The organism is Actinoplanes sp. NPDC020271 (assembly GCF_044388125.1).
In the GTDB taxonomy this organism is placed as follows: domain Bacteria; phylum Actinomycetota; class Actinomycetes; order Mycobacteriales; family Micromonosporaceae; genus Actinoplanes.
On the sequence record NZ_JBIRWQ010000019.1, the window covers coordinates 26,166 to 51,745 of the forward strand.

General features: G+C 71.2%; 26 protein-coding genes and 2 pseudogenes. 18 read left to right on the forward strand and 10 right to left on the reverse strand.

Going from position 1 to position 25,580, the window contains the following annotated elements; genetic code table 11:
• Positions 1–69 precede the first annotated feature (69 nt).
• Together ACH442_RS32705 and ACH442_RS32710 are read left to right on the forward strand one after the other, a co-directional pair.
• Positions 70–345 (forward strand): DUF664 domain-containing protein, encoded by a 276-nt coding sequence (locus tag ACH442_RS32705; protein ID WP_396342002.1) that lies wholly within the window; start codon positions 70–72, stop codon positions 343–345.
• Positions 346–398: 53 nt separating this feature from the next.
• Entirely contained in the window at positions 399–1,838 is a 1,440-nt protein-coding gene (locus ACH442_RS32710; protein ID WP_396342003.1) for a SagB/ThcOx family dehydrogenase, read from the forward strand.
• Positions 1,839–1,894: 56 nt separating this feature from the next.
• Here ACH442_RS32710 and ACH442_RS32715 read toward each other — a convergent pair whose 3' ends face one another.
• Positions 1,895–3,403 (reverse strand): aromatic amino acid ammonia-lyase, encoded by a 1,509-nt coding sequence (locus tag ACH442_RS32715; RefSeq protein ID WP_396342004.1) that lies wholly within the window; start codon positions 3,401–3,403, stop codon positions 1,895–1,897.
• Positions 3,404–3,466: 63 nt separating this feature from the next.
• Between ACH442_RS32715 and ACH442_RS32720 the strand changes: the two genes are divergently transcribed.
• Entirely contained in the window at positions 3,467–4,999 is a 1,533-nt protein-coding gene (locus tag ACH442_RS32720) for an NAD(P)-binding domain-containing protein (protein ID WP_396342005.1), read from the forward strand.
• Between the two features lie 17 nt (positions 5,000–5,016).
• On the forward strand, positions 5,017–6,378 hold the full coding sequence (locus ACH442_RS32725; protein WP_396342006.1) for a class I adenylate-forming enzyme family protein: 1,362 nt from the start codon (positions 5,017–5,019) through the stop codon (positions 6,376–6,378).
• A gap of 253 nt (positions 6,379–6,631) precedes the next feature.
• Here the strand turns inward: ACH442_RS32725 and sodN are convergent, their stop codons facing one another.
• Positions 6,632–7,036 (reverse strand): superoxide dismutase, Ni, encoded by a 405-nt coding sequence (sodN, locus tag ACH442_RS32730; protein ID WP_396342007.1) that lies wholly within the window; start codon positions 7,034–7,036, stop codon positions 6,632–6,634.
• On the reverse strand, positions 7,036–7,530 hold the full coding sequence (locus ACH442_RS32735; RefSeq protein ID WP_396342008.1) for a flavin reductase family protein: 495 nt from the start codon (positions 7,528–7,530) through the stop codon (positions 7,036–7,038). The genes sodN and ACH442_RS32735 overlap by 1 nt, the downstream gene beginning before the upstream one ends.
• 186 nt (positions 7,531–7,716) lie before the next feature.
• On the opposite strand from ACH442_RS32735, the gene ACH442_RS32740 reads away from it, so the two are divergent.
• On the forward strand, positions 7,717–8,205 hold the full coding sequence (locus tag ACH442_RS32740) for a DUF309 domain-containing protein (RefSeq protein ID WP_396342009.1): 489 nt from the start codon (positions 7,717–7,719) through the stop codon (positions 8,203–8,205).
• Between the two features lie 133 nt (positions 8,206–8,338).
• On the opposite strand, the gene ACH442_RS32745 is transcribed toward ACH442_RS32740, so the two are convergent.
• Both ACH442_RS32745 and ACH442_RS32750 read right to left on the reverse strand, forming a co-directional pair.
• Positions 8,339–9,046 carry a GAP family protein gene (locus ACH442_RS32745; RefSeq protein WP_396342010.1) on the reverse strand — a complete coding sequence of 236 codons (708 nt, stop codon included), beginning with the start codon at positions 9,044–9,046 and terminating at the stop codon, positions 8,339–8,341.
• Between the two features lie 73 nt (positions 9,047–9,119).
• Positions 9,120–9,548, reverse strand: coding sequence for a YybH family protein (locus ACH442_RS32750; protein ID WP_396342011.1), 429 nt, complete (start codon positions 9,546–9,548; stop codon positions 9,120–9,122).
• A gap of 63 nt (positions 9,549–9,611) precedes the next feature.
• Between ACH442_RS32750 and ACH442_RS32755 the strand changes: the two genes are divergently transcribed.
• Together ACH442_RS32755 and ACH442_RS32760 are read left to right on the forward strand one after the other, a co-directional pair.
• Complete coding sequence (locus ACH442_RS32755) at positions 9,612–9,983, forward strand: YciI family protein (protein ID WP_396342012.1); 372 nt, start codon at positions 9,612–9,614, stop codon at positions 9,981–9,983.
• Positions 9,980–11,174 (forward strand): annotated as a pseudogene (locus ACH442_RS32760) (RNA polymerase sigma factor). Before ACH442_RS32755 ends, ACH442_RS32760 begins: the two are co-directional and overlap by 4 nt.
• Here ACH442_RS32760 and ACH442_RS32765 read toward each other — a convergent pair.
• Positions 11,160–11,624 carry an Lrp/AsnC family transcriptional regulator gene (locus ACH442_RS32765; RefSeq protein WP_396342013.1) on the reverse strand — a complete coding sequence of 155 codons (465 nt, stop codon included), beginning with the start codon at positions 11,622–11,624 and terminating at the stop codon, positions 11,160–11,162. The pseudogene ACH442_RS32760 and the gene ACH442_RS32765 overlap by 15 nt on opposite strands.
• Positions 11,625–11,725: 101 nt before the next feature.
• Here ACH442_RS32765 and ACH442_RS32770 point away from each other — a divergent pair.
• Positions 11,726–12,529 (forward strand): annotated as a pseudogene (locus tag ACH442_RS32770) (DMT family transporter); the annotation flags it as partial.
• Positions 12,530–12,553: 24 nt separating this feature from the next.
• Here the strand turns inward: ACH442_RS32770 and def are convergent.
• Both def and ACH442_RS32780 read right to left on the reverse strand, forming a co-directional pair.
• Positions 12,554–13,099, reverse strand: coding sequence for a peptide deformylase (gene def, locus ACH442_RS32775; protein WP_396342014.1), 546 nt, complete (start codon positions 13,097–13,099; stop codon positions 12,554–12,556).
• Positions 13,096–13,239, reverse strand: a complete 144-nt coding sequence (locus ACH442_RS32780; protein WP_396342015.1) for a winged helix-turn-helix transcriptional regulator — start codon at positions 13,237–13,239, stop codon at positions 13,096–13,098. Before ACH442_RS32780 ends, def begins: the two co-directional genes overlap by 4 nt.
• Positions 13,240–13,498: 259 nt before the next feature.
• Here ACH442_RS32780 and ACH442_RS32785 point away from each other — a divergent pair, with 259 nt between their 5' ends.
• Positions 13,499–14,014 (forward strand): NADAR family protein, encoded by a 516-nt coding sequence (locus tag ACH442_RS32785; RefSeq protein WP_396342072.1) that lies wholly within the window; start codon positions 13,499–13,501, stop codon positions 14,012–14,014.
• Between the two features lie 486 nt (positions 14,015–14,500).
• Here the strand turns inward: ACH442_RS32785 and ACH442_RS32790 are convergent, their stop codons facing one another.
• A complete protein-coding gene (locus ACH442_RS32790) occupies positions 14,501–15,451 on the reverse strand; it encodes a hypothetical protein (RefSeq protein ID WP_396342016.1) in 951 nt (316 codons plus the stop codon).
• A 178-nt stretch (positions 15,452–15,629) separates the two neighbouring features.
• On the opposite strand from ACH442_RS32790, the gene ACH442_RS32795 reads away from it, so the two are divergent.
• The 9 genes from ACH442_RS32795 (at position 15,630) to ACH442_RS32835 (ending at position 23,822) form a co-directional block, all read left to right on the forward strand.
• A complete protein-coding gene (locus tag ACH442_RS32795) occupies positions 15,630–16,001 on the forward strand; it encodes a hypothetical protein (RefSeq protein ID WP_396342017.1) in 372 nt (123 codons plus the stop codon).
• 300 nt (positions 16,002–16,301) lie between these two features.
• Positions 16,302–17,168 (forward strand): cation diffusion facilitator family transporter, encoded by an 867-nt coding sequence (locus ACH442_RS32800; protein WP_396342018.1) that lies wholly within the window; start codon positions 16,302–16,304, stop codon positions 17,166–17,168.
• A gap of 224 nt (positions 17,169–17,392) precedes the next feature.
• Positions 17,393–18,721 (forward strand): YcaO-like family protein, encoded by a 1,329-nt coding sequence (locus tag ACH442_RS32805; protein WP_396342019.1) that lies wholly within the window; start codon positions 17,393–17,395, stop codon positions 18,719–18,721.
• Between the two features lie 9 nt (positions 18,722–18,730).
• Positions 18,731–19,351: a TOMM precursor leader peptide-binding protein gene (locus ACH442_RS32810; RefSeq protein ID WP_396342020.1), complete on the forward strand. Its 621-nt coding sequence runs from the start codon at positions 18,731–18,733 to the stop codon at positions 19,349–19,351.
• The gene (locus ACH442_RS32815) at positions 19,348–20,970 is read left to right on the forward strand and encodes a hypothetical protein (RefSeq protein WP_396342021.1); all 1,623 of its coding nucleotides are present in this window, start codon (positions 19,348–19,350) and stop codon (positions 20,968–20,970) included. Before ACH442_RS32810 ends, ACH442_RS32815 begins: the two co-directional genes overlap by 4 nt.
• Complete coding sequence (locus ACH442_RS32820; RefSeq protein ID WP_396342022.1) at positions 20,967–21,701, forward strand: nitroreductase family protein; 735 nt, start codon at positions 20,967–20,969, stop codon at positions 21,699–21,701. The genes ACH442_RS32815 and ACH442_RS32820 overlap by 4 nt, the downstream gene beginning before the upstream one ends.
• Before the next feature lie 111 nt (positions 21,702–21,812).
• On the forward strand, positions 21,813–22,103 hold the full coding sequence (locus ACH442_RS32825) for a hypothetical protein (protein WP_396342023.1): 291 nt from the start codon (positions 21,813–21,815) through the stop codon (positions 22,101–22,103).
• 63 nt (positions 22,104–22,166) lie between these two features.
• Positions 22,167–23,267: a hypothetical protein gene (locus tag ACH442_RS32830; protein WP_396342024.1), complete on the forward strand. Its 1,101-nt coding sequence runs from the start codon at positions 22,167–22,169 to the stop codon at positions 23,265–23,267.
• Positions 23,268–23,438: 171 nt separating this feature from the next.
• The gene (locus ACH442_RS32835; protein WP_396342025.1) at positions 23,439–23,822 is read left to right on the forward strand and encodes a VOC family protein; all 384 of its coding nucleotides are present in this window, start codon (positions 23,439–23,441) and stop codon (positions 23,820–23,822) included.
• 160 nt (positions 23,823–23,982) lie between these two features.
• Here ACH442_RS32835 and ACH442_RS32840 read toward each other — a convergent pair whose 3' ends face one another.
• Complete coding sequence (locus ACH442_RS32840; protein ID WP_396342026.1) at positions 23,983–25,518, reverse strand: polysaccharide lyase family 1 protein; 1,536 nt, start codon at positions 25,516–25,518, stop codon at positions 23,983–23,985.
• Positions 25,519–25,580 lie beyond the last annotated feature (62 nt).

Below are 25,580 nucleotides of genomic sequence, written 5' to 3' on the forward strand. Positions count from 1 at the left end.
CGGTAGGAGGGGGAGTGGCGGCCGGCGGCGGGACCGCGGTGAGTGACCGCCGGCGGTAGGGCCGCGGGCATGCTCGAGACCCAGCGGGAGCGCGTGCCCCTCGACGACGACGGTGAACTGGACACGGCGCCGGCGTTCCCGGCGTTCGCGCGGTCGTGCGTGTTGAAGAAGACCGACGGGCTCGACGAGGAGCAGTTGCGGCGGCGGCTGGTGGTGCCGGACACGACCCTGCTCGGGCTGGTGCAGCATCGGTGGCTGATCGCCCACGTGAGCAGCGAGACCGTGCGGCACGCCGGGTACGCCGACATCCTGCGCGAGCTGATCGACGGGGTCACCGGCCGCTGATCGGGCGCGGCGACCTCGTCGTGGCGGCGTGCACCGTCTGGCAGAGTGACAGGGTGAATCTTGCTGAGGGGGCCGGGCTGCTGCACCGGCTCACGTCGTACGTGCCGGACCGTGAGTGGGATGTCCCCGTCGATGATCCGCGGGTCCGTCACGACCTGACGCCGAACGATGCGTCCACGCTGCCGCCGCAGGTCAAGGCGTACGCGGATGGGCTCGGAACTCTGATTCTGCCGCAGGAACTGCCCGATCCGGGGGTGAGCGCCACGGCGGTCCTGGCCGGCGTCGACGCCCCGGCGCAGCGGCTGGACGCGGCGCAATTGGGTCGGCTGCTGTTCCTGGGCGCGGGTGTGGTGCGGACCGGGGAGCGCAACGGCAAGCCGCTCCTGTTCCGTGCGGCCGGGTCGGCCGGTGCCCGGTTCCCGCTGGAGATCTACGTCAGCGCTCGCGGCATCGACGGGGTTCCGGACGCGGTGTACTGGTACGACCCGGTCGCGCATGCTCTGGTCCGCGTCGCGCCGGCGGCCGGCGGGGCGGTGTCCACGCTGGTCGTGACCGGGATTCCGTGGCGGACCGGCTGGCGTTACGCCGAGCGCGGCTGGCGCCACCTGTACTGGGATGCCGGCACCGTGCTCGCCCAGCTGACCGCCGCGGCGGACAGTGCCGGGTTCGCGCCGCGGCTGCGGTCATTGTTCCCGGACGCGACAGTGCGGGACCTGGTCGGCGCGGACGGGGTGCACGAATACCCGCTGGCGCTGCTCTCGCTCGGGGACGGCGAACCGGCGATCCAGCCCGGTGGCGCCGCGACCCGGGGCGAGCTGCCCGAAGTGGAGTTCCCGCTGTGCACCGCCGCGCAGCGCGCCGGGGAGCGGGACACCCTGGGCGACCCCTGGCCGGTGGGCGGTGCGGTGCCGGAGGTGCCGCCGTCCGACCCGCTCGACGACATCGTCCGCCGCCGCGGGTCGCAGCGCCGGATGGATCGTTCCCGCACGCTCACCACCGAGCAGCTGCGCTGGCCCCTCGAAGCGGCGCTGCGCGGCGTGACGGTGCCGCACTGGGTGGTCGTGCACGGCGTCGACGGCGTCGGCGCGGGGCTCTACCGGTGGCCGGATCTGGAGCATCCGTTGCGGGCGGAGGACCTGCGCGACGAGTTGCTGCGGGTCTGCTTGGACCAGGCGCTGGCGGCTGACGCGGCGTACGTCGTCATCGCGGCCACACCGCTCGCCGGTCTCGACGACCGGGGCTACCGCGACGCCCAGTTGGCCGCGGGGCTGGTCGAAGGCCGGTTGCACCTTGCCGCGTACGCCCTGGGAGCGAGCGCCACCGGCATGACGTTCCTGGACTCGGAGGTGCCGGGGCTGCTCGGCGAGCCGGGCGAGCTGGCGACGCTGCTGTTCACGTGCGTCGGTGTTCCGGAGTACCGGTCGCGGCCGGGTGGGGGACCGGGTGCTCCGGTCGCCGTCCGCACGGTCACCCCGCGGCTGGGCGACTCCTGAGCTGCCACTGCTCGGCGTGCCGAGGCTGAGCACCGGACAGCCGGCGGATCCGGCGTTCAGCGCGGTGCCGGAGGTGGCTCCGGCGCGACGCCCGGATGGGTTTCCACGAGCTCGGCGGCTCGGCGGACGTCGGACTCCAGCGGCCGGTCCGGGTCGATCGGGGGGATCGCGTCGGCGAGAGCGGTGATCAGTCGCGCGCAGGCCGGCGCGGTCGGGGTGCGGGCGCCGACGTGCACGGCCTGGCGCAGGCCCAGCGCCAGCGAGCCGGTGATCAGGCTGAGCAGGCGGGACTGGTCCAGGGCGCGCAGGGCTGACTGCGTACCCAGGGGGATGATGTCCTGGTTGTGAAGGTTTGTCGGCAGGCTCTGGAGACCGGCCGGCATCGCGTCGCGGCGGATCTCCGCGATCAGCGCGGTGGACGCCAGTTGGACGCCCTGCAGGCCGTGCTGCCGGCCGGGGCCGGCGGCCAGCATCGGCGGGAGGCCACCGTTGCGGACCGGGTCGACCAGCAGGTCGAGCTGCCGTTCGGCCAGGTTGCCGAGTTGTCCCAGCACCATCGTGAGGACGTCGGCGGCGAAGGCGGCGGGTTGACCGAAGAAATTTCCACCGTGTACGACGTTGTCGGCGCCAGGAAAGAACAACGGGTTGTCGCTGACACTCGCCAGGTCGGCCGCGACGACGCCGTCGGCATAGCGCAACGCGTCCTCGGCCGCGCCGAGCAGCTGCGGCGTGCACCGGATCGAGTACGGCTCCTGCAACGGCCGCGTCCCCGACGGCGTCACCCCGTCGAGCAACGATCGCATCCGTGCGCCGACCGCGGCCGCGCCCGAGTGCCCGTAGGCGGCCAGCAGCGACGCGTCGAGGAACTGCGGGTCACAGCCGAGCAGGTCGGCCAGCACACACGAGAGCAGCTGGATCACACGGTGCGAGGTGCGGACCCGGTCGAGGGCGAGCGCGGCCGCGGCCGTGGTCAGCGACGTGCCGTTGACCAGCGCCAGCGCGTCGCGCCCGTCGAGCGGCAGCGGGGTGAGCCCGGCCCGGTCCAGCGCTTCCGCGGCGGGAAGGCGTTCGCCGTACACGTAAGCGTGTCCTCGCCCGCGCAGGGCCTGCGCCGCCGCGCCCAGCGGGATGAGGTCGCCGCTCGCGCCGACCGAGCCCAGCCGCGGCATCGCCGGGGCGAACGTGGTGCCCAGCGCCGCGACCAGGGCGTCGACGACGTGCGGGGACACGCCCGAGTGGCCGCGGGCGAGTGAGTGCGCGCGGACCAGCAGCGTGGCGCGGGCGAGATCCGGGTCGAGGTCCGGGCCGTGGCCGGCGCCGAGGTGCGCGAGCGTGTTGTCGGCCTGGTCGCGCTGGTCGGCGCGGCCCGCGTAGCCGACGAGGGCGCCGAAACCGGTGGTCGCGCCGTAGACCGCGCGGTCGTCGCCGAGCACCTTGGCCAGGAAGACCCGGCCGGCCGTGACCCGTTCGCGGACCCCCGGCCCGGCCAGCACGGTGATCGGCTCGCGGGCGGCGCGCAGGTCGGCGATGCGCAGCGGGGCTGCCAGGTCCACCTCGGTCGTCATGGCCGCCGACGCTAGTGAGAACTTCTCAGAGCCCTCTGAAATCGCGTCGGTAATTTCCGCCGCATGACGCACGACTATCTCATCATCGGCGCCGGACCGGCCGGCCTGCAGCTCGCCGCGCTGCTGGAGCGCGACGGTCATGACTACGTCGTCCTGGAGGCCGGTGACGCGGCGGGAACCTTCTTCACCCGGTATCCGCGGCACCGGACGCTGATCTCGATCAACAAGGTGTGGACCGGGTCGGACGACCCGGAGTTCAACCTGCGGGCGGACTGGAACTCGCTGCTGACCGAGGACCCGGCACTTCTTTTCAAGAACTACAGCCGGAAGTATTTTCCGGCCGCCGACGACTTCGTGCGTTACCTGAAGGATTTCTCCGACGGTTTGAACATTCTTTACGGCAGGAAAGTTCGACGGGTGTCGCGCTCGGGGCCGCCGTCGGCGGAGGCGATCTTCACCGTCGCCACCGCGGAGGAGACCTTCACGGCGAGGAGAATTGTCGTCGCCACCGGCGTCTCCCAGCTTTACGTCCCGCCGATCGAGGGCGCCGAGCTGTGCGAACGCTACGACACCGTCAGCGTCGACCCGGAGGACTTCGTCAACCAGCGGGTGCTGATCATCGGCAAGGGCAACTCGGCCTTCGAGACCGCGGATGCGCTCGTCGAGACCGCCGCGGTCATCCACGTGGCCGGCCCGCACTCCGTGCGCCTCGCCTGGCAGACGCACTACGTCGGGCACCTCCGCGCCGTCAACAACAACTTCCTCGACACGTACCAGCTGAAATCGCAGAATGCGGTGCTGGACGGCACCGTCGAACGCATCGTCCGCCGCGACGACGGCGGATTCCGGATCACCTTCCGTTACGCCCGGACCAGCGAACGGCTGCGCGAGATCGACTACGACCGGATCATTCTGGCCACCGGCTTCCGCTTCGACGCGTCGATCTTCGACGAGTCGGCCCGCCCGCGGCTGGTCATCAACGACCGGTTCCCGGAGCAGACCCCGGCCTTCGAGTCGGTCGACGTGCCCGGCCTCTACTTCGCCGGCACCCTCTCCCAGCAACGCGATTTCAAGAAGTCCACCAACGGCTTCATTCACGGATTCCGGTACGCCGTCCGCGCGCTGCACCACATCCTGCGCGAACGTCACCACGACATCGCGTGGCCGTCCACCCCGGTCGAGGCGAGCCCGGAGGCGATCACCGACGCGATCATCGCCCGGATCAACGTCTCCTCCGGGCTGTGGCAGCAGTTCGCGGTGCTCGCCGACGTGATCGCGGTGGACCGCGGCACCGCGGAGTACCGCCGGGAGGTGCCGGTCGCGTACCTGGCTCCGGAGCCGCTCGCGGTCGTGGTCACGCTCGAATACGGGCCCGGCCACGACCAGGTGGACCCGTTCGACATCACGATCCCGCGGGTGCCCGAGAACGACGCCGCGACCGCGCATCGTGCGAGCTACCTGCATCCGGTCGTCCGGGTCCGGCGGCACGGCGAGGTGGTCGCCGAGCACCACCTGGCGGAGAACCTGGAGAACCAGTGGAACCTGCCGCTGGTGCACCAGGAGCCCCTGGCTCGATTCATCAAGGGCGTCCTCTGACGACGTGGCCCGCCCCGGTGCTGGAGCTGCTCGCCGGGGGCGGGGACCGGCCGGTCTTCGAGGACGGCGGGCGGGTGGTCACCGCGGCGGAGATGTATGCGCTGGTCCGGCGGATCGCGACGGGGCTGCGGCATCACGGGCTCGGGCCGGGGCGCGGGGTGGCGTTGCGGCTCGGGGTGGACGCGCACGCGTTCGCGGCGACGATCGCGGCGTTCGCTGCCGGCGCGCGGGTGTCCGGGATGCCGTCCGGACTCGCCCCGGGCCAGTTGTCCTACCTGCTCGAACGCGACGACGCCGTGCTGATCGACGACGCGACGGTCAGGGCACTGGCCGACTTCCCGGAAAAACCCGTGGAAGCCGCCGGCCGCCCGGGTGACGTCGCCCGGATCATCTACACCAGCGGCAGCACCGGCAATCCGAAAGGCTGCGCCCAGACGTACGCCGCGATGTCCGCCGCCTGGGCGCCGCACCCGGACCGCTGGCCGACGGCCATCGCCGAACTGGCGAAACGACTCGACCGCTACCTCGTGTTCGGGTCGCTGAGCAGCCAGGTCATGCTCGAGTACGGCATCTTGACCCTCGCCGCCGGCGGCACGCTCGTCGCGGCCCACCCGCCGGCCTTCCCGGGCGCGATCGTCGAGCACCGGGCCACCGCGAGCGTGATCACGGTCGGCAAACTGCACCAGCTGGTCCGCGCCCAGCGCACCGAACCGGTCGACCTGAGCAGCCTCCGGGCGCTGATGGTCTCCGGCTCGCCGCTGGAACCGGGCCGGCTGCGGGAGGCGCTCGACGTGCTCGGTCCGGTGATCTTCCACGGCTACGGGCAGACCGAGACCGGCATGATCGCCATGACCACACCGGGGGAGCGGCTCGACTCGGTCGGCCGGCCACCGCCGGTGACGTCGCTGCGGTTCGAGGGCGGAGAGCTTTATGTGCGTACGCCCGCGCAGGCGAGTTTCTACTGGCAGGACCCGGAAGAGTCGGCGCGGGTGTTCGTCGACGGCTGGGTCCGCACCCGCGACCTGGCCACACTCGGTGACGACGGCTATCTGCGCCTGCTCGGCCGGGCCCGGGACGTGATCATCGTGCAGGCGACGCTGGTCTACGCCGGCCCGATCGAACGCGCGCTGGCGACGGACCCGTCGGTCGCGGAGGCCTATGTGATCGGTCGCCCTGACGACGAGACAGGAGAAGCAATTCACGCGTACGTCGTCCCGGCCACCGACCGCACCCCGGATCCGGCCGCCCTGCGCGCCCTGGTCGCGGCCCAACTCGGCCCGTCCTCAGTGCCCCGGTCCGTGACCGTTATCGACCAAATCCCGCTGGCGCCGAGCGGCAAGCCCGACAAGTCCGCCCTCCCGGCCCCGGCAACGCCGTGAGCCCGCGATTCCGGCCGGCGCTGACGGCGTGCCGCGGCTGTTGACGCACCCCTCGGCGCCGGCCGGTCCCGCGACGGGGGCCGGCCCTGCGGGGCGGCTCTCGCTCTCCGGCTGGTTCTCACCCCCTGTTACGAGGGCCGAACATCCGTGGTGAGAACCAGCCGGGGCCGGTAGTCGTGGGACTTCCGCACGTGGCGGCGGCCTCGCGGACGGATGTCACGAGGCCGCGCTTTCCGGACGTACGCGGAAAGGATTATGCCTTTTTGGTCTCCCAGAAGATGGTGGAGATCTCCTCGATCTTCGCGAGCAGTCGGCCGGCGACGGCGGGATCGACCGAGCCCTTCGCGCCGCCGGCGCCGGCGAGCTTCGTGGCCTCGTTGAAGAGCTGGTGCAGGTGTGGGTACTTCTCGAAGTGCGGCGCCTTGAAGTAGTCGGTCCACAACACCCAGAGATGGTGTTTGATCAGCTCGGCGCGCTGTTCCTTGATGATCAGGGCGCGGGTGCGGAACTCCGGGTCCTCGCTGGCCTGGTACTTCTCGGCAATCGCCTTGATCGACTCCGCCTCGATGCGGGCCTGCGCCGGGTCGTAGACGCCGCAGGGCAGATCGCAATGCGCGCTCACGACGGTACGCGGGCGCAGGAGACGCGACAGACGCATCAGAATTCCTCCGTGCTCAAGAATTGCCGGGAATGGTGAATCAGGGGACGATCCTCGGGGCCGTGAAAGACTTCGAGAACATTCGCCACGACCAATGTCGAGTCGCCGACCGGCACGAGGTGCAACGGTGCGCTGCGCAGCGCGGCGACCGCGTCGAACAGGATCGGCTCGCCCGTCGGCAGCGTGCTCCAGCCCTGACCGGGCGTGAACCGCTCGCCGCCGGAGCGGGCGAAGTGGCGGGCCAGGTCCGCGTGGCGGGTGCCGAGCAGGTGCACGACGAAACTCGGCGCGGTCAGCAGCGCCCGCGCCGAGTTGCCGCCCATGACCGAAAATGACAACGCGGGCGGGTCGACCGCGACCGAGGCGACACTGGAGGCCGTCAGCCCGACCGGACCGTCCGGGCCGGCCGCGGTGATCACCGCCACCCCGGTGGGATATCGGCGGAACGCGCCCTTCATGCGCTCGCCGACACCCGGCAAAGTTCCTAGATCCACGCGTCGACGGTAAAACCTCAAGCTGACTTCAGGTCAAGGTGCGGTCGGCCGACGAGACATGCGCCACGGAACGGGGACGCGATCCCATCGGCGAGCAGGAGGTCGACGACGAGGTTCACGTGGACGAGGGTTCGCGTGGCGGCCCGGCGCATCGTGGCGGCTCCCTGAACGGGCAGTATGGAAGGCATGGAACCTCAGCGCGTGGAACGGGACCGGGACGCGACCGGCCGGGCCCGCAACGCCCGGCCGCGGGACGGGCTCGGCCGGCCCCTGCCGCACGGCCTGACCGGTGTTCCCACCACCCCGGACGATCTCGTGCTGCCGCCCGGCGAGGCGTTGCGCGAGGCGGAGCGTCTGCTCGCCGCCGGTCGGCCGTTCCACGCGCACGAGGTGCTCGAAGGCGCGTGGAAGGCGTGCGACGACGACACGAGGGAGCTGTGGAAAGGGTTGGCCCAGCTCGCGGCCGGCGTGACCCACCTGCGGCGCGGCAACGAGATCGGGGCGGTCCGGTTGCTCGGCCGGGCGGGGGAGCGGATCTCGGCGTACGCGCCGATCGGCCCGCACGAGATCCCCGTCGCCGCGCTGACCACCTGGACCGACGAACTCATCGCGATGATCGGCCGCGAGCCGATCCCGGAGGCGATGCTCGCGCCCAAGCTCACCCCTGGGGTCTAGCCGGCCCGCCCACCTTCGCCACGGTGCCGCTGTACAGCATCCGCGTCCGTCTTCGCCGCCGAGCGCCCGGACCGGCTCATGGTCGGCGCCGACCCGACCAGCCCGGTCGCCCCGTGGCAGCTCGGCTGAGAGTTCACGAGCCGCCGAACAGCTCCGGAAACCACAGGCGCGCGGCGGCGTCGCGGGCGACGAGGAAACCGGCGATGCCCAGCATCCAGCCCAGCAAGCCGGCGCCCTTGGCCGTCACCCACGTGTTCAGACGCTCCAGAGGTCGCTCGACTCGCGCGGCGCCGATCGCGCGCAGCGACAGCAGCGCCAGCGCCGGCACGACCATCACCAGGCAGTAGCCGGCGAGAACCAGCGGAACGGACCACCCGGGCAAGCCGGCCGAGGCCATCATCCCGATCGCGCCCACATAAGGCAGCATCGTCGCCACCTCGGCCAGCGCCGCGAGCAGAGCCAGGCCGGTCAACGCCCCGGAATCGGCCGCGCCGCTCACGGCTCGGTCGCGCCAGCGCAGGATCCGCGTGGTGGTGGCGCTGCGGCGCTTCTCCACCCAGAAGCTGAGGGCGAACAGGGCCGCACCGATCACCAGCTGGACGATCAGCAGTGGCCGGGCCGGCAGCGCCGCGGCGGCGGACGCGAGCCGGGAGCCACCGACGACGAGCACCAGGCCGACGCCGAAGTAGAACGCCGCGATCGTGGCGAGGTAGCCGACCAGACGCGCGGTGCGCACCCCGCCCGGCGCGAGCAGCAGCCACACCGGGATGAACAGGGTGCCGATGCTGGTGCTGTCGATCAGCGCGAGACCGGTGAGTGACAGCAACAGCGGCAGATTCATGGACCCATGATGCCGACCGTGCGGGGCATCGGGCGACCCCGTCAGCACCGGACCGGTGTCGGGTACGGCGGGATCAGTCGGCCGGGGTGAGGCCGGTCGCGGCGCGCAAGGAGCCGTCCATCTCGAACGGGACCGACTCGTGCTCGTGTGTGACCAGCCACCGGCCGTCGATGCGGCGCAACCCCAGGGTCACCCGGAACCACATGCTGAAGCCCCCGGTCGCGCCGCGAGGCACCGCGCTGAGCCGGTCGAGGCTGGTTGCGAACGCCACGTCGCCGTCCGTGGTGATCTCCAACTGGGTGACCTCGCGGCGCGGCGGCTTCTCGAAACCGGCCATCCACGCTTTCAGCTGGGCACCGTCGCCGGGCCCGCTGGGTTGGCGCAGCGGCGGGGCGAGGTTGTACTCGACGTACCCGGGTGCGTAGTGCGACATGATGGCTTCCACGTCGCCGGTCTCCAGCAGCGCGGCTTTGCGTTCGATGGTTTCTTGGATCTCGTTCATGCCCTGATGTCGAAACCGGCCGGCCCGGCTTCGACGTCCTGGGCAGAGAGAAGGAGAGAATTGGTGAAATATCTGATCCTGATCCAGTCGAACCCGCAGTCGCTGGCGGTCTGGGAGACGCTGACCGAGCAGCAGCGCACCGATTTCGGCCTCGGTCATCTGCGCCTGAGCGAGGAGATGCGCGAGGCCGGGGTGCTCGTGGTCAGCGAAGGGCTGGGCGATCCGGCGCTGGCCACCCAGGTGAGTGTGCGCGACGGCCGGACGATCACCTCCGACGGGCCGTACGCCGAGGTCAAGGAGCATCTGGCCGGTTTCTACCTGATCGACGTCGCCGATCTCGACGAGGCGGTGGCCTGGGCCGCGAAGGCGCCGGACGCCGCGTACACCCGGGTCGAAGTTCGTCCGGTCCTCGACATGAGCGCCTGGGAGCAATGACCGCGCTGCCGGACCTGCTGCGGGAGTGCGCGCCGCAGGTCCTGGCCACGGTCGTGCGGCGTTACGGCGACTTCGAGGCCTGCGAGGACGCGGTGCAGGAGGCTTTGATCGCGGCGGCTCAGCAGTGGCCGCGGGACGGTGTCCCGGAGCAGCCGAAGAGCTGGCTGACAACCGTGGCGAGCCGCCGCCGGGTCGAGCTGACGCGCAACGAGACTTCGCGCCGGCGTCGTGAGGAAGCGGTCCGGCACGAGCCCGAGCCGGAGGTCCGCGGTGACGACGAGCTGGCGGTGCTGCTGCTCTGCTGTCATCCCGCGCTGAGCGTGCCGGCACAGGTCACGCTGACCCTGCGGGCGGTCGGCGGGCTCACCACCGCGGAGATCGCGCGGGCGTTGCTGCTGCCGGAGGCGACCGTGGGTCAACGGATCAGCCGGGCCAAGCAGCGGATCCGGGCGACCGGCACCCGTTTCGACCTGCCGGCCACCGACGAGCGGCTCACCGCGGTCCGGCACGTGCTCTATCTGATCTTCAACGAGGGGTACACGGCCAGTTCCGGCGACGACCTGCACCGGGTGGAGCTGACCCGGGAGGCGATCCGGCTGACCCGGCAGTTGCGCCGGCTGCGGCCGGACGACGGGGAGGTGGCCGGGCTGCTCGCCTTGATGCTGCTCACCGACGCCCGTCGGCCCGCGCGGACCCGGGCCGACGGCAGCCTGGTCCCGCTGGCCGAGCAGGACCGCAGCCGCTGGGACGCGGCCGCCGTCGCCGAGGGCGTCGCGCTCATCACGGACACGCTGACCCGGGCGCCGGTCGGCCCGCTGCAGGTGCAGGCCGCGATCGCTGCGGTGCACGACGAGGCGACGCGGGCCGAGGAGACCGATTGGCCGCAAATTCTTTCCCTGTACGGGTTGTTGCACGCGCTCGCCCCGAGCCCGATGGTGACGCTGAACCGGGTCGTCGCGCGCCATGGTCGACGGCCCGCAGCCCGCGCTCGCCGAGCTGAACCGGGCCACCGAGGATCCGCTGCTGGACCGCCATCACCGCACCGCCGCGGTCCGCGCCCACCTGCTGGAGCTGGCCGGTGAGCGGGACGCGGCGCGCGAGCAGTATCGGCGGGCGGCCCGGCTCACGCTCAGCCGGCCCGAGCAGCGTTACCTGGAGTCGCGGGCCGCGCGACTGTCAGGGCAGCGGTAGCGGCGACTGCTGTTTCGTCACCGCGAACGCGAACGTCGTCTTGATCGACGCGAACGCCGGAATCGGCCGGATCTCGCGGCGCAGCAGGTCCTCGTAGGCGGCGAACGACGGGATGACGATTTTGACCAGGTAGTCGTCGTCCCCGGCCAGCAGGTACGCCTCGACCACCTCGGGGATCGCCCGCAGCCGGGCCTCCACCTCGTCGACGGCCTCCGACGTGTGCGACAGCAACGTCAGCCGGGCGAACGCGGTGATCGGCAGGCCGACCGCCTCCTGCGACAGCACGGCCGTGTACCGCGCGATCACGCCGGACTCCTGCAGGTGGCGCACGCGGCGCAGGCACGGTGACGGGGAGAGCCCGACCCGGTCGGCGAGCTCCTGGTTGGTGAGCCGCCCGTCGCGCTGCAGTTCGAGGAGAATCCGGCGGTCGATGGCGTCGAGAGTCGTCACAGTGGCAGATTCTGCCACTGGACTCCGCGGTACTGGCAGAATTCGCAATCGGCTGCCGGGCGTTTGTTCCTAGCGTTGCTGTCATGCAACGTCGAAGCGGCATGGCCGCCTTAGCGGTCGCCGTCGTCCTCTGGGCGTCGTTCGCCCTCACCATCCGCGGGATCGGCGCCTCCGGTCTGACCCCGGTCGACGCCGCCGTGCTGCGGTTCGGCACGCCGGTGATCATCCTGGCGCCGTGGCTGCCGCGGGCGTTCCGCGCGGTGCGCCGCGAGCGGCCCGGCACGATTCTGGCGCTGAGCCTCGCCGGGCTGCCGCACTACCTGCTCTCCGCGGCCGGCGGCAGCCTCACCTCGGCGGCGCTGGTCGGCCTGCTCCTGCCCGGTTCGGTGCCGCTTTTCGTCGCGATTATTTCCGCAGTACGTCGTAACGACCGCCCCACCGGCCGGAAACTGGCCGCCCTGACCGCGATCACGCTCGGAGTCGCCGCCACCGCCGTGTTCACCGGGTCGACGGCCAGCCTCGCCGGAATCGGGATCCTGCTCGCCGCCGGGTGCGCGTGGGCCGTCTACACGATCGCGCTGCGCGCCACACGACTGGATCTGATCAGCGTCGTGCTCGTCGTGTGCGTGCCGTCGGCGGTGGTGGCGCTGGCGCTCGACCTCGGTGACGGAGCGCATCTGCTCAGCGTGCCCACGAGATCCCACATCATGTTCTTGATCTTGCAAGGCGTCGGGACGGGGATCTTTTCCACGCTCAGTTACGTCCATGCGGTCCGCTGCCTGGGCAGCGGGATCCCGGCGGTGACCGGCGCGCTGAGTCCCGTGCTGACCACGCTGCTGGCCGTGCCGATCTTCGGCGAGCCGATCACCGCCGGTGTCCTGGTGGCGCTGGCGCTGGTCACCGGCGGTGTCGTCGCCTACAACCGGGCGTCAGTGCGGGCTGACCTTGACGTCCGGCGCCGGCAGGCCCTCGAACCAGGCCGCCTCCCGCAGCGTGTCCAGGATCCGCTGCCGGCCCTCGGCGTCCTGCCGGTCGATGAACAGGATGCCGTCGAGGTGGTCGGTCTCGTGCTGCATGCAGCGGGCCAGGATGCCGTCGCCGACGACCTGGACAGGATCGCCCTTCTTCGTGAAACCCTTGGCGGAGACATTCATGCGGCGCTTGGTGTCGAGGTAGATCCCGGGGATCGACAGGCAGCCCTCCGGGCCCGCCTGCTCCTGATCGTCAGGGAACGCCAGCACCGGGTTGACCAGGTGATCGAGCTTCAGATCGTTACCGGGCAGATCCGGGTTGATCGCGAAGACCCGCAGGCTGACGCCGATCTGCGGCGCGGCCAGCCCGGCGCCGCGAGACTCGGCCAGTGTCTGCGTCAGATCACTGACCAGCCGATCCAGCTCGGCGTCGAAGTCGGTGACCGGCGCGGCAACCCGCCGGAGCACCGGGTCGCCGACTCTGCGGATGGAGACTACGGTCACAGCGGACCTCCAGGAATCACTGTCGATGGGCCATCTACTTCGTACGCCATCGGATGCTCCCGCGACCAGTCGGCGACAGCGTCCAGCACCGGCATCACGGTACGGCCCGGATCGGTCAGCGAATACTCGACATGGACCACCGGCGCACCACCGAAGCGACCGCCCCGCGACTGCGTGCCGTCGCCCTGGCCCGCCGTTTCCGACCCGCCGCCTCCAGCGGTTCGGGGCCTCGGATTCTTGTCGTACTCCGGTCGTAGGGTGCCGGGCGTGACGACGACGGAGGACCGGCTGTACTTCTTCTCGGGCTCGGCTGACCTGCCGCCCGGGCAGGGAGTTCACGAGCAGGTGGCCGATGCGGGCCGCTACGGCGCGCTGGCGGGTGTGCGGCATTGGCGGCGCATGCTGTCGAACTTCTGGCCGGCTGAGTTCAACCTGGGCAACCGGACCTACCGGACGGTGGAGCATGCGTTCCAGGCGGCGAAGATCGCCCTGGTGGACGCTCGACTGGCCGGGCAGTTCGCGCTGGAGAGCGGGACCGAGCTGGCCCGCGGTGCCGGTGTCGCGGCACGTAAGCAGCGCAGACTCGTGCTGCTGGACGACGTGCAGCTGCGCCGGTGGGACGAGCTGAAGAACCAGGTGATGCGTGATGCGATGACGGCCAAGTTCAGCCGGCACGAGGCGCTGCGGGCGGTGCTGGTGGGTACCGGGCCGGCGCAACTGTGGCACGGCACCGGTCGCGGGCAGCCGCCCGCTCGGATTCACGACCTGGAGGCGATCCGCGACGTCTGTCAGGGCGTCGTGGCCAGAAACCCGATCGCCTCGGTGCCGCCGCAGGGGATGGCAATCAGCCCGACTGCCCATCCCGAAAGGACACCTGCCGCGAAGCCGGGGGAGGTCCGTCGAACCGAGAAGTAGAGCGTGAGACAGATGACGCACCACGCCAGCTCCGCCACTCCGGTCAGGACGGCCACCATGAACACGGAGTCGGGCACGGCGTGACGCGTGAACGTGAAAGTGGCGTACGACCAGGGCGCGGCAGCGACGGTACGGCCGGCTGCGGCCGGAAGCACTCCGGCCAGAAGTGGCGGGCGTGATGTCGATCGGAGTGTCACGGCCGTAAGGCTGCTCGTGGGCCGGGCGTTGGTCCAGGTGGCGGGCGGATCCTCTACAGGGTCTCCCGATGCTCCGCGCATTCTCCACACGTCCGGCCCGGTCAGCCAGGCCTTCGGAATTGCGCGGAGGACGGCCTGCCGGGCGTGTCCCCGGGCGGGCTCGACGGATGTGGTGCGGGGCTGCCCCGGCTTGCTCGACCGCCGGCTCCACCGACTGGGCCGCCTTGATCCGCGCAGGCCGCGGCAGCCACGACGGGACCGTACCGGGGTCTTCGGCCGACGGGCCGGGTCAGTCGTGGGGGAGGAGCATCTCGTTCTTCTCGGGTTGGCCGGCGAAGCCGCCGTATATCTGGTTGGGGCCGGTGACCAGGGGAGCCACGGCGGGCTTGGTCAGGCGGCGGACGGTGGTGCCGTCGTCGAAGCCGTTCTGGACGCAGCCGGCGTAGCGCACCGTGGCCTCGCTGGTGCCGGTCGCGGCCCGGATCAGGAGGAGAATGATCTGGTCGCCGTGGGCTACCTCCGGTGCGCAGTCGGCTGGGGTGTCGAGGTCGCCTGCTCCGATGGGGGCGGCGGCGATCTGCTGAATCTCGTCCGCGGCGGCGGCGCCGTCCAGGCGAAGGCTGGACAGCAAACGGGGCGACAGCGCGGGACTGGTTTCCGGCAGTGGGTACTTGCAGACGGAAACCGAGGTGACGTCACGCAACGTGGCGAGGTCGGCGGGCGGGGTGGGGCGCAGGTCGGGGCCGGTGCTGATCCGATGGCTCGTCGGGCAGCCGGCGCTGTCGACCTCCACCTGGTGGACGGTGGCGGTGATCTGGTCGCGTAACTGTTGCGGGGCCTGGACGATCACTTCGACGGTGTCGCGCCGGATCGTGGTGCGGTCGCCTTCGTGGGTGATGCCGTCCGGCCGGTCCGTGCGGGCGAATCCGACGGTCCAGCCGGTGTTCGTGATCAGGGAGCCGGTCGGTGTCCCGTTGGTCGCTGCCGGGCAGCCGATGGCGGGGACTCCGGCGCCGGGCCGGGCGACGGCGGGCGGGTGATTTCCCGGCTTGATGCACCAGGCGTCGAGCCGGAGTGCCTGGCTGGCCCAGCCCCAATCGGCCGGGACGCCGACCTGGACACCGCCGTACGACTCCCACCGCCAGCCGGCCGGCAGCGTGGGCTGCGAGCTGCTCGGCTGCGGAGCCGCCGGCGGTGAGTCCGCCGGGCGGGCGCAGGCCGCCAGCACACCCACTGCCATGACGAAGGTGATTGCCCTGACCACACCACGCATCGGTCTTCCCCCATGTTCTCGCTGGTGATTCCGGTGATGAGACGTTGCCGGGGCGACGATGGTTCCACCGGGATGACATCTGTCATCGCCGGGGCGTGACGATCGGCCTCTGCCCGCGGCAGCGGACGTTCATAGCGTGATGGGCATGGATGACACAGATTCGCCGGCGTTCACGGGCCGGGACGGGGCTGCCTGGTACATCTCGCTCTTCGGAGGGCTCAAGCGGCGCGGCGAGTGGAAGATGCCACGGGACATGCGGTTCGTCGGGACGGTCGGTGGCGTCAATCTTGACCTGAGCGAAGCCGGCCTGGAGAAGGGGGAGCCGTACTGGCTCACCGAGTTCAGCTTGGTGGGCGGCGTGTCGCTGCAGGTGCCGGCGGGGGTCAGCGTCGTGCCGGAGGGGTTCCGGATCTTCGGGCCGGTGCGGAACGCGGCGCCGGTGCGGGGCGGGGACGAGATCGTGGTGCGAGTGCGGGCGTTCGGCCTGGTCGGAGGAATCCACGTCGAGCGCGTGTGAGGCGTCGAGCGCGTGTGAGGCGCTGAGCGGGTGCGAAGCGCTGAGCGCGGGTGTGAAGCGCTGAGCGGGTGTGAAGCGCTGAGCGCGGGTGTGAAGCGCTGAGCGGGTGTGAAGCGGCGCATGGCGTGGAGCGTCGAGCGGGTGTGACGCCAGGCGCCGGAAGCTGCCCGAAAGGGGCCGGCGGAGGATCGACAAGTGTGCCCGCTCGCGCGGGCGGGTATCGGCGGTCTCGTGGAAAACAGCGCGGACAACGGCCGTACCGAAAATGGGTCTGAAAAGGAAAAGGGCAGCGCCTGGACGGTGATCGTGGCGGTGGCCGCGAATCTGGCCATCGCCATCGCGAAAATCGTCGCCGGGTTGCTGACCGGGTCGGCGTCGATGTGGGCGGAGGCGGCACACTCGGTCGCGGACACCGGCAACGAGGTGTTGTTGCTGATCGGCTTGAAGAAGTCCCGCAAGGAACCCGATGCGAAACACCCTTTCGGGTACGGCCAGGAACGTTATTTCTGGACGTTCCTCGCCGCGCTGGGGATCTTCCTGGTCGGTGGTGTGCTGTCGATCGGTGAGGGGATCCGGAGTCTGCTGGCGCCCGAGCCGGTGGAGTCGCTGTGGGTCGGTGTCGGTGTCCTACTGGTGGCCGCCGTTTTCGAGAGTTATTCCTGGTACACCGCGCACAAGCAGCTGCGCCAGGAGGCCCGGGAGCGGGACCGGTCGATGCGGCACCACCTGCGGCACGCGTCCGACCCGAGCGCGACGACGGTCTTCCTGGAGGACACCGCGGCGCTGATCGGTCTGGCGGTGGCGCTCGCGGCGCTGGTGCTGCACGCGACGACCGGCTGGGCCGGGTGGGATGCGGTCGGCAGCATGACGATCGGGTTGCTGCTGATCGTGGTGGCGTTCCTGCTGGCGCGGCGGTCGAAGGGGCTGCTGCTGGACGAGTCGGCGCCGGAGGACGTGCTCGACCCGATCCGCGAGCGGGTGCGGGACGAGGAGTGGGTGGCCACGATCAAGGATCTGCACGGGGTCTGGGTCGGGCCGTCGCAGCTGCTGGTCAACCTGTGGCTGACGCCGAAGGACGAGGTCGACCTGGTGGGCCGGGTGACGCGGTTGCGCCGTGCTCTTCTGGAGGACGACAACGTCACCCAGGTGACGGTCACCCTGGAGTGACAATGCCTATCGGCGTACTGGGGAATCGGCGCTGAGAACCGGTTCGGAACGATCGTGGACAGGGGCAGGTTACTGTCCCTACATCGTTACCAAATGAGTATAAAAGTACCCAGGCTGCATTTTTCGTAAACACCAGCGAAATGCGCTTTCTCGGGGCGAGGCTTGAAGTATGCGCCGGGCTGATCAGCCCGGCGCGAAGCCGGCTGACGAGAGGGTGCGCGGGGATGAGTGCGGTGGCCACAGAGGTGGCGCGGCGGACGACGGGCACGCTGCAGGACCTGGTCTCCCCACTGGGCGGCCTGATAACCGGCGTGGCGCGGCTGCCGGTGGAGCCCTCGAACCCGCCGCTCAAGGTCTTCTCGGCGAACCTCGGCGACGTGTCGGCGGTGATCGACACCATGTGTGGGCCGGACTGTCTGGGCAGCCTGGACGGGACCGGTACCGGGGTGGACGCCGACCACGCGCGGATGGTCGCCTGTGCCGAGGCGCTCGAACGGTACGCGAACAGCCTCTACGCCGACGAGCAACTGCGCTGGGCGACCGCGGACGAGCTGGTGGCGCTCGGCGAGGACGTGCTCGACCTGGACGTGCTGCCGCGCTGCTCGGCGACGGAACTCGCCGACCCGCGCTGCCCGGTCGTGCTGCCCGCAAAGTCGGAGCGGATGCGGTGGATCAAGGGCATGAACCTCCGTACGCGCAAATTGTCCTGGGTCCCGGCGGTGCTGGTCTACATGCACATCTCCGCGCACGGGGCGGAGAGGATCACCAACCCGATCTCGACCGGCGCGGCAGCGCACACCGACCCGGTCCGCGCGATCACCGGCGCGCTCTGCGAGGTGATCGAACGCGACGCGATCAGCCTGGTCTGGCTGCAGGAACTCGCGCTGCCGCGGATCGAGCCCGACGTCGTCGGCCCGCGACTGCAGAGCTTCCTCGACCTGTACGCCGACCGTGACGTGACGATCGAGCTGTTCGACGCGACCACGGACCTCGGGATCCCGATCGTGTACGCCGTCTCCACCGCCCCGCACCATCCCGACTGCGACACCGTCGTGGCGTGCGCCGCGAGCCTGGACCCGCAGGTCGCGGCCGCGAAGGCGATCTCGGAGACGGTGTCCGTGCGGATCGCGCTGCAGGGCGACAAGGCGCCGGACGACGTGCAGGACTTCAGCGGCGTGTCCGACGGCGCGATCTACATGGGCCACCCGTCGCGGGCGCACGCCTACGACTTCCTGCTCGGCGGCACCGCCCGCCGCCGCCTGTCCGAGATGCCGGACCTGTCCACCGGCGACGCGACCGGCGACCTGCGGGTGGTGCTCGACCGGCTGGACGCGAGCGGGCTCGACTCGTACCTGGTGGATCTCACCCCGGACGAGGCGATCCGGGCCGGGACGACCGTGGTCCGCGCCGTGATCCCCGGGTTGCTGCCGCTCTCGTTCACGTACCGCTCGCGTTTCCTCGGCAGCCCGCGGCTGTACGAGGCGCCGGTGCGGATGGGTTACCCGAGCCGGCCCGAATCCGAGCTCAATTCCTGGCCGCAGCCGTTCGCCTGAGGAGTCACGATGTCGCATCTGAGCATCACGCCGGTGGGGCCGTTCGGGTTCGCGGTCGCCGAGCGGCTGCGGGACCTGGTTCACGACGTTTCCGTGGTGGACGCACCCGATGGCGTTTTATCGGGAAAAAGCGGACTGAATCTTCTCGCCGCCTGGCGCCGCACCCCGCAACGGGAGCGCGAGTTCGACGAGGAGTCGTTCCGCACCGGGCAGCCGTGGCTCCCGGTCATCCTCGACCATCCGCAACTGGAGGTCGGCCCGGCGATCGTCCCCGGCCACGGCGCCTGCCACGGCTGCTACCGCCGTCGCATCGCCCAGCACGACAACGCCCGCGTGATCCGCGCCGCCACCGGCGAGTACTACGACGCCCACCCCGAGGCCGGGCCGGACGGCTTCCTCCCGTCGACCGCCCTGCTCGCCGCGGCTCTCGCCGCCGAGGCGGTCGAACGGCTGCGCACCGACCCCGGCGCCGAAGCCGGGCGGGTCCGCCAGATCGAGGTACCGACCCAGCAGATCCGCGCCGGCCGGACGGTCGGCGCGCACGGCTGCCCGCGGTGCGGGCTGGGACGGGACGAGACGACGCGGTCGTACGAACGGCTGCCCGAGATGCTGCAGGGAGTGTGGCGATGATCCAGGTCGAGGAGAACACCCGCGCCGACGGGCGGATGGACGCCGCGACCATGGCGTACGCCGTGGCCACCGACCCCCAGTTCGCCCCGCCCGTACGCCCGTGCCTGGTGACCGGCCTGGTCCAGGTCCCGCTGGTCGACGGCGTGGCGTTCGCGGGCACCGGCAACCGGCAGACCGTCCTCCGCGGCCGCTCGGCCGTGCAGCTCATCCCGCGGCTGCTGCCGTACCTGGACGGCACCCGCACGGTCGACGAGCTGGCCGAGGCGTTGCCGCGGGTACCGCTGAAGACGCTGCACGCCTGCGTCTCCCTGCTCTACGTGAGCGGCCTGCTGCAGGACGGCCCGATCGGCGAGATCGTCGAGGTGATCCCGCCCGAGGTCGCCGGCTACCTGGGCCGCAACCTCGACACCACCCGGGTCAACCGCAGCCGCGACCAGGCCTGCGAACGACTGGCCCGGGCCCGGGTCCTGGTCGCCGGGGACGGGCCGCTGGCCGCGACGCTCCGCGCCGAACTGGCCGGGGCCGGCGCGGACGCGCACGCCTGGGCCGGTGAGGAACTGACCGTAGGGGACTTCCTGGTCGCCGTCGACGACGGGGACGCGGCCGCGATGGCCAAGGTCGACGCCGCCTGCCGGGAGGCCGGGATCAGCTGGCTGCGGACCGCCGCCGGCGCGAACACGGCCGAGGTCGGGCCGCTGTTCGACGCCCGCTACACCTGCTGCCACGACTGCTTCTCGCGCCGCCGCCCGGGCCCGGCCGGGGTGCCGTCCGCGGCGCGGGCCGCGGCCTGGGTAGCGCTGGCCGTGACCGAAACCGTTCACCTGCTGTCGCGGGTCGGCCAGACGCCGTCGATGCAGGTCTGCACGGTCTACGACCTGAACGAGTGGTCGCAGCTCGCGGTCGGCGCGTTCCGCCGCCCCGGCTGCCCGACCTGCCTGCCGACCGATCCGCGTGCCGCGACGGAGACGCTGCCGCCGGCCCACCGCTACGAGCAGGCGGTCGCGTTCCCGGCCCGCGAATGGCTCAACCTCAAGGAGCACCAGGCGCACTACCGGCCGGCCAACCACGCACTGCAGCGCTACCACAAGGAGTTCCGGGCCGCTCCGCGACTCGCGCTGGGCGACGGGTCGCTCTCGGACCTTCTTCGCCGTACGGCCGGTCTGCGCGATCTCGGTGCGAAGGCCCTCCCGGGTCAGATCAGCCGGTGGGCCCCGACCGGCGGGAACCTGGGGTCGGTGCAGGCGTACCTGCTCGCGCTCGACGTCGAGGGGCTCGACCCGGCGTGGTACTTCTACCAGCGCGCCGACCACACCCTCGGCCGCATCCGGGGCGCGTCGGCCGGGGTCAGCCCCGAGCTGGAGGAGACCGGCCCGTCCGCGCTGCTCGTCCTCACCGGCGCTCTCGCCGTGGTCGGCGCCAAGTACTACGACTTCGCCTACCGGATCCTCGGGCTCGACGCCGGGTGCGCGCTCGCCCAGCTCTCCGCGGTCGCGGCGACGCGTGGCATCACCACCCGGTTCGCCGCCCGCTGGGACGACACGGCGATCCACGAGGCGTTGCGTACCGACCCGGACACCGAGCCGGTGACGGCCGTGATCGCCCTGGAGGGCCTGCGATGAGTGTGACCACCGACCAGGATCGCTATCGGCTCCTCGGCGACCTGATGATCGACAGCCGGCTCGACGCCGATGCGGTCCGGCGCCCGCTCGCGCCCGTGCCCGCGTACTTGATGCCCGCTCCTGATCAGGGGCCGATCGTCGAGCTGCCGGCGCCGGCCGCCCCGCGCGCCACCCTGGACGACGTCCTGCCCGGCCGGGTCGCGGTCCGCGACTACGCGCCCGGCCCGATCACCGCCGCCGAGGTCTCCGCGATCCTCGCCGCCGCCGAGACGATGGACGCCCAGTCGTGGCCCGGCGAGCGTGCCGGCGGCGTCGGACTGGAGTTCTTCTGCGCTGCCTGGCGGGTCACCGGCGTCGACACCGGCCTCTACCGCTACCTGCCCGGACGTGACGCCCTGCGCCGGGTCGCGAGCCTGCCGACCGGACCCGCCGCGGCCGAACTGGTCATCCAGACCGAGTTCGCCGACGCGGCCGCGCTGCTCGTGGTCACCGGCAACCTGGCCGCGTCGCTCGACCGGCACGGCAGCCACGGCCACCGGCTGCTGCTGTCCCGTGCCGGTGCCGCCGGGCACGCCGCGTGGCTGGCCGCCCTGCGCCTGCGCCTGGCCGGCACCGTCTTCGCCGGACTGCTGCCCCACGTGCTGCGGGAACGCGCGGGCGCCGACGGATATCACCGGGCGCCGCTGCTCGCCTTCGCCGTCGCGCATCCCGCGGCGGAACCGGCGGCGTAGCGCCCGGTCCACAGTCTGGGGTCCGCGCATCCGGCGTACGGACCCCGGCCGCCCGGCCCGACAGCCGGGCGGAGCCTGCATGGACACGACACATCGAAGGAGCTGAGTCGCATGCACAGTGAACTGAACGGGCCCGAGGTGATCGAGGAACTCGACCTCTGGCTGGAGGACGATCTGACCGCCGAGCAGCTGCCGACCGTGGTGAGCGCGTCGCTGCTCGGCACCGGCGGCTGCGGTGGCTGCGGCCCCTGTGGGCCGTGCGGCCCGTGTGGCCCGTGCGGCCCCTGCGGCGGCACCCGTGGCTGTCACCACTGCGGCCCGTGCGGCCCCTGCGGCGGCACCCGAGGCTGCCACCACTGCGGCCCGTGCGGTGGCTGCGGCGGCACCCGCGGCATGCACTGACGAACGAGAGGCACGATGCCGGTCGGGGGCACGCCCCCGGCCGGTCCGGCGAGGAAAGGCACGATGACCACCACGGACTGGCTGGAAGGACCCGTCGCGCTGGCCCCCGAGGTCACCCTCATCGACGGCGCCGACGGCCACCCCCTGCTCTTCGACCCCGTCAGCGGCACCTACGTCCGGCTCAGCCCGACCGGGGCGCGCCTCGTCCCGCTGCTCGACGGCTCACGCACGGGCACCGCGCTGCTGGACGCCGCCCGGCGGTCGCGCGGTCCTGACGGCGTACGGGATCGGGCTCCTGTTCTTCTGTCCTTCCTGACCGACCTGCGGGCGGCCGGCGTCCTGTCGGTCCCGCCGGAACCGCTGCGGGGGCGGGACCGGACGTTCTTCTGGTTCCTGCGGCTCGCGCCCCGCATCCGCATCCCGGCGCGGCACCTGAACCGGATGCTGCGGCCGCCGTCGACGGTGCTGGCCCGGTTCCCGCGCACGTGCACCGGACTGACATTGCTGTCCGCGCTGGTGTCGACGGTTCTCGTCGTGCTCGCGACGGCGCTGCCGGCGCCACTCACCCACGCCGGGCCGCCGTGGCTGCTGACCGCCGGCGCGCTGCTGGTGCAGGCCGCGGTGCACGAGATGGGGCACGCGTCGGTCTGCCAGGCGCTCGGCGTTCCCGTCCGCGAGGCCGGGGTGAAGATGTTCTGCCTGATCATCCCGCTGACGTATGTCGACCGGACCGACGCCTACCGCGTCCGCTCGCGATTCGGGCGCAGCGCGGTCGCTCTGATCGGGCCGCTGATCGACCTCGTCGCGACCGGGATCTGCGCGGGGCTGATCGTGGCCGACCCGGTGCGGTTCGAGAGTCTGCGCTGGCTGCTGGGCATGCAGTTGTTCGTCGTCCTCAACAACCTGAACCCGCTGCTGCCGTTCACCGACGGGCATCACGCGATGGAGGCCGGGCTCGGTGAGATCAACCTGCGGGATCGCGCTTTCCGTTACCTGGGGCACGTGATCCTCCGCCGGCCGTTGCCCGCGGCGCATCGAGCCGTCTCCGCTGCGCGGCGTGCGATGTACCTGGCGTATGGCCTGATCAGCGCTGTTTTCGTGGCGATGCTGCTGGCCATGATCTCGATGAATTACTACCGTCTGCTCACCCGGTTCATCAACTGATTTCCGGTACGCGGCGCGACGTGGGCTGTGGTCCGGGCCGTGGCGCGGCGCGGGCCTCCGGCCGGGGTTGCGTGCCCCGGCCGGGGGGAGGTGCGGTGAGATGGTCATCGACAGGTTTCCCGCGCCCCGTTGCTGTGCTTCGGGGCGCACTCGTCCACTGGGGAGAGCGCGATGGTTGCAGGCATTCACAGCATCACGTTCGACACGAGCGGTGATCCGTACGAGCTGGCGCAGTTCTGGTCGCTGGTAGTGGGCCGTCCGCCGGCCGACGACGATCAGCCCGGGGACCCCGAGGCGTCGCTGGCCGCCGAAGGACTGCCGACGATGCTGTTCATCCGGGTGCCCGAAGGCAAAGCGGTGAAGAACCGGGTGCACCTCGACCTGCAGCCGCAGGACCGCAGCCGGGACGAGGAGGTCGAGCGGCTGATCGGGGCCGGTGCCAAACTCGTCGGGGATCACCGCAGGCCGGACGGGACCGGATGGGTCACGCTCGCCGACCCGGAAGGCAACGAGTTCTGTATCGAGCGCAGCGCCGCCGAGCGTGCCGCCTCATGACATCGGCCGGGCCGCCCCGCCGCTGCGCGCCGTTGTGTGCCCGGCGCGTGGTCCGCGGCTGGGTGGCAGGGCGGTCGTCGGAGGGTGCGGTGACGCGAGTGCGCCGCCTTTGACCACGAGCGCCGGCGTCCGGGGGCGAGCCCGGACGCCGGCGGGGTGGTCAGGATGCGTAGGTCTCGAACTCGGCGACCTTCGGCGTACCGGAAGCGGAGTTGATCTTGAAGGTGATCTTCGTCGTGGAGGTGGCGGCGAAACTGATCACGCCGGCTCCGGAACCGGAGGCCAGGACGGCGCCGGTGGCGCCGTTGATCACCTGGTAGGAGCCGATGACGCCGCTGGTGACCTCGCGGATGTTGATGCGCGAGACGGTGGTGGCCGAACCCCACTTGATGGAGATGTCACCGGTGGTGCCGCTCGGTGACCAGTACGTGGTGAGGCTGCCGTCCTTCACGTTGCCGTAGCTGGTGCCGCCGGCCTTGCTGGAACCGTCGGCGCCGGCGCCCGAGGCGAGGCTCAGGTTGGTGCCGCTGGGCGTGGCCGGCGACGTCGAGGTCGACGGTGACGCGGTGGGGCCGGTCGACGTGGTCGGGCTGGGGCTGCTCGTGGTGGTGGCGCAGGTGCCGGTGGAACTCTTCAGCCCGGTGTCCGCCCCGGCCGTCGCCTTCACGATCGTCGGTACGCAGGACGCGTTGTCCAGCGTGTACGCGTACGGGATGGAGACGGTCGTGTTCGAAACCGGGTTCGGGCCGGCCGGGTTGGTCTCCGAGTCGGCCGGCGACCAGGTCACGTTGTCGAAGATGTTGCCGCTGACCTGCCAGTATCCAGCCAGGTCGGTGTAGAACGTGCCGAGCACGTCCTTCGAGTCCTGGAAGTAGTTGTTGTCGACCTTGGCCTTGCCGCCGGCGCGCGGGTTGATCCCGGACTCGTTGAGGCTGTGGTAGTAGTTGTTGTAGATGTGCGCGGTCGCGCCCCGCAGCAGGGGCGTGCGCGAGTCGATGTTCTCGTACCAGTTGTGGTGGAACGTGATCGGCCCGTTGGCCAGGTCGCTGTCGCTGGAGCCGACGAGCCCGCCCCGGCCGGAGTTGCGCAGGATGCTGTAGGACAGCGTGACGTACTTCGTGTTGTCCTTCATGTCGAACAGGCCGTCGTAACCGGCGGACTCGCCGCCCGAGGCGATCAGCGTGGTGTGGTCGACCCAGACGTTGTGGACGTCGGTCTCCATGCCGATCGCGTCACCGCCGTTCGACGTCGGTGAGCCGGACTTCTTCACGTTCTGGACGGTCACGTTCTGAATGATGATGTTGCTGGAGTTCCTGATGTGGATGCCCAGCTGGTCGAAGACGGCGTTGCCGACCCCGACGATCGTGACGTTGGAGATGTCCTTCAGCTCGATCTTGTCGGCGGCGGTGTTGCAGCTGGCGCCGGAGACCTTCGTCGTGTTGCCGTGGTTGATGGTGCCGGTCACCTCGATGACGATCGGGGTGCTGGCGCTGGCCCGGCTGCACAGGGCCTGGTGGATCTGGGTGCCGGTGGTGGCCCGCACGGTGGTGCCGCCGGTCGTGCCGCCGTTCTGGGTGGCGAAACCGCTGGCCGAGCCGGTGACGGCGGCGGAGGCCTGGGCGTTGGGGAGGACGAGGGCGATGGCGCCCGCGGCGACGGCGGTGCCCGCGGCGGCGATGAACCGGGTTTTTCTCATGCTCGGCGCTCCTTGGGGATGGGGTGCAGGAAAGCGCTTTCCTAAGCTTCTTCAGCCGAGCA